We start from the raw sequence: 2,058 nt of genomic DNA, 5'->3' as shown, positions 1-2,058 counted from the left end.
TGGCTCACCGATGTCATTTCCGACGGCGGCGGGCATCCGGCCCAGGCCGGCTACGGGTTGCTGGCCTGGCTGGTGCTGCACCGCGGCTGGTACGAGTGGCTGGGCGTGCCCGCACCGAGGTGAGCAAGCGACCGGCCGGCCACCACAGTGGTGACCGGCCGGTCGTAGGTAGTTGAGTGCGGCGCCGAGACGCCGCCCCACCCGTCTCAGGCGTTGGGACGCTTGCCGTGGTTGGCGCTGTTCTTGGCGCGTGCACGACGCTTCCGACCGCGCTTGCTCATTCCTGCCTCCTCATGTGTGGTGGTTCTTCTCCGCCCCGAGGGGCACGGAACGCCGGGTATTTTCGCACATCGCGCCCAGTCGCTGCCAGCCGGCCGCCCCACGGCGGCGGTGAATGCGAACACAGATCACCGCGGCGACCGCTCCGCCGGGCGCTTCAGCCGCGTTCGATGCGCTCGGTGCGCACCACCGTGGCCGTGACCCGCGTGGTGGAGACGACCGACGTCGTCGTGGAGCTGATGCGCGCCGCGGACAGGTAGCCCAGGACGCGGGCGCGCAGCGCGGGCGGAGCCTGCTCGGCGCAGCGGGAGCGGACCAACTCGCGTAGGTGCCGCTCGGCGTCGGCCTGGCGGGAGCAGTGCTCGCAGGAAGCGACATGCTCGGCCAGGCGGGCCTGAAGATCCTGGTCGACCTCATGGTCGAGGAAGCGCTCCAGGTGGGTACGGGCCTCCGCGCACGAACAGGGCTCGGTCGGGTTCTTCTCACCCATTAGTTCTTCTCCTCCGCGCTGACATAGCCCAGCTGGCGGGCGTGGTCCGCAAGTAGCTCACGTAGTTGCCGGCGCCCACGGTGCAGGCGCGACATGACCGTGCCGATGGGGGTGCCCATGATCTCGGCGATCTCCTTGTAGGAGAAGCCCTCGACGTCGGCCAGGTAAACGGCCAGCCGCCGCTCCTCGCTGAGCTCCCCCAGGGCCGCCTTGATCTCCTCGTCCGGCAGCTCGTCCAACGCCAGGTTCTCGGCGCTGGGCAGCCCGACGGAGTCATGTGAGGCGGCCCGGTGCAGCTGCCAGTCCTCGACCGTGTCGGCGTCGGACTGCAGCGGCTCACGCTGCTTCTTGCGGTAGGTGTTGATGAAGGTGTTGGTCAGGATGCGGTAGAGCCAGGCCTTCAAGTTGGTGCCGGGCCGGTATTGGTGAAAGGCGCCGAAGGCGCGGGCGTACGTGTCCTGCACCAGATCCTCGGCGTCAGCCGGGTTGCGGGTCATACGCAAAGCGGCGCCATAGAGCTGGTCCAGATAAGGCAGGGCGTCGGCCTCGAAGCGGGCCGCGCGGGCCTCGGCAGACTCGTCGGCCGGGGCACGGTCGAGGTCGTCGGGCTCCGCCTCGGCGGGGGACTGTGCCACGCCAAGCCGGTCCGTGGGGCGGTGATCGTCTGTGTCCGTCATCGACCACGAGCCTAGCCCGCCCGTACCAGTAGTGCGCCGCGGCTGGGCGCCCCGCGGTAACGAGGTCATAGCAGACACCAGGCCCGGGGCTACGCCGATTCCCGGCGCGGCCGTGGGAGATGCCCCCGGGGCGGGGCGGGTGTAAGAAGCAATCATCGCCGTCCTAAACGACTCCGCGGGCCCGCGCATTCCCGGCTGTTGTCGCCGGCTACTGGCACCGGGCGCCGCGGTGCGCGAAGATGGGGGTATGGACCTTCTGCGCATCGTTGCCCGCCCGGCGCTTGCCGCCCCCTTCATCGTCGATGGCATTGACGCCCTCGCCCGACCCAAGCGGCATGCGGAGAAGTTCGAAAAGGTGCAGCCGGTGCTGGAGAAGGCCGGGCTGCCGCCGGTGCTGCACTCGGACGCCGAGTTGCTCACCCGCATCAGCGGCGCCGTGAGCGTAGTGGCCGGGTTGGGCCTGGCCACGGGACGGGCGCCGCGCACCTGCGCAGCCGTACTGGCGACGCTCAACATTCCCCTGACGCTGGTGAACAACCCGGTGTGGGCCGTCAAGGGCCAGGACGCGCGCAAGCAGGCCATGTCGGGGCTAATGCGCTCTGCCGCCATCGG

Annotated in this window: 4 protein-coding genes and 1 pseudogene; 2 read left to right on the top strand and 3 right to left on the bottom strand. The window is 69.9% G+C overall.

What is annotated here, in order from left to right; all coding sequences use genetic code 11:
* Positions 1-123: pseudogene (locus BN1056_RS14685) on the top strand (GDSL-type esterase/lipase family protein); the annotation flags it as partial.
* 83 nt (positions 124-206) lie between these two features.
* Here the strand turns inward: BN1056_RS14685 and BN1056_RS15070 are convergent.
* The 3 genes from BN1056_RS15070 to BN1056_RS07215 form a co-directional block, all read right to left on the bottom strand.
* A complete protein-coding gene (locus BN1056_RS15070; RefSeq protein ID WP_395994430.1) occupies positions 207-281 on the bottom strand; it encodes a 50S ribosomal protein bL37 in 75 nt (24 codons plus the stop codon).
* A gap of 155 nt (positions 282-436) precedes the next feature.
* Positions 437-769 (bottom strand): mycothiol system anti-sigma-R factor, encoded by a 333-nt coding sequence (gene rsrA, locus BN1056_RS07220; RefSeq protein ID WP_073327060.1) that lies wholly within the window; start codon positions 767-769, stop codon positions 437-439.
* Positions 769-1,446, bottom strand: coding sequence for a sigma-70 family RNA polymerase sigma factor (locus tag BN1056_RS07215; protein ID WP_073327062.1), 678 nt, complete (start codon positions 1,444-1,446; stop codon positions 769-771). Before BN1056_RS07215 ends, rsrA begins: the two co-directional genes overlap by 1 nt.
* Positions 1,447-1,693: 247 nt before the next feature.
* Here BN1056_RS07215 and BN1056_RS07210 point away from each other — a divergent pair.
* The coding region (locus BN1056_RS07210; protein WP_210580070.1) for a DoxX family protein at positions 1,694-2,058 on the top strand (365 nt) is incomplete at its 3' end.

The organism is Actinomyces succiniciruminis (genome assembly GCF_900002405.1).
Classification (GTDB): domain Bacteria; phylum Actinomycetota; class Actinomycetes; order Actinomycetales; family Actinomycetaceae; genus Actinomyces; species Actinomyces succiniciruminis.
This window is presented reverse-complemented; position numbering and strand designations above follow the sequence as displayed.

What these genes read in the sequence shown, in the direction of transcription:
- rsrA (WP_073327060.1), bottom strand. Translation starts at nt 769, where the DNA reads ATGGGTGAGAAGAACCCGACCGAGCCCTGTTCGTGCGCGGAGGCCCGT.
- BN1056_RS07215 (WP_073327062.1), bottom strand. Translation starts at nt 1,446, where the DNA reads ATGACGGACACAGACGATCACCGCCCCACGGACCGGCTTGGCGTGGCA.